Annotated in this window: 1 protein-coding gene; it reads left to right on the top strand. The window is 40.7% G+C overall.

What is annotated here, in order from left to right; translation table 11 throughout:
• Positions 1 to 44: 44 nt before the first annotated feature.
• The coding region (locus AC1DWN_RS34945) for a cohesin domain-containing protein (RefSeq protein WP_477563375.1) at positions 45 to 604 on the top strand (560 nt) is incomplete at its 3' end.

Here is a 604-nt window from a genome sequence, read left to right as displayed (position 1 = left end):
GTGAAACAGTTACGTTCACCTTGAACGGGCTTAACGTCAAAGATATGTATGCATATGAAGCAAGATTTACTTTTGACCCCAACAAACTGAAACTAATAGAAGCAAAATCGAGTTTGGAAGGTTATTCTGTAATGCCGATCATCGAAAATAATGAAATCATCATAGCGCACACCCAAATCGGAAATATCACTGGGCAAAACGGCGATATCAATATTGGAACGCTTACCTTCGAGGCGAAGAGAACTGGAGCGACTGAAGTGAATTGGAAATCGATGAAGCTCATTGATTCGAGTTTGAAGGATCAAGCTTATCTGGTTGGCAAGAACATTGCGATTTCCGCAAGCGAAAAAAATAATACCATTCCAGTCCCACCACAAACCAGTGTTCCTGATTATCAGTTGATCGTTGACAAACAAGGGGTTAGATTTCCGCGTGATGCAGTTAAAGTAAAGCGGGAAGTTAACGAAAATGGGCAGCAAGTAGTAATTATTTCACTGGATGAGAATGCAATGATGCAAGCATTTGCTTTTCTACGCAAGAAGGCTCCAAGTTCACCCTATATGTTTATAGAAGCAGAAGAGATGGAAGATGGGATTGTTCAGGT

This window comes from Paenibacillus sp. P4_A7, assembly GCF_056402455.1.
The sequence above is the reverse complement of the archived record's forward strand: the minus strand, read 5'-3'. Positions and strand labels throughout refer to the sequence as shown.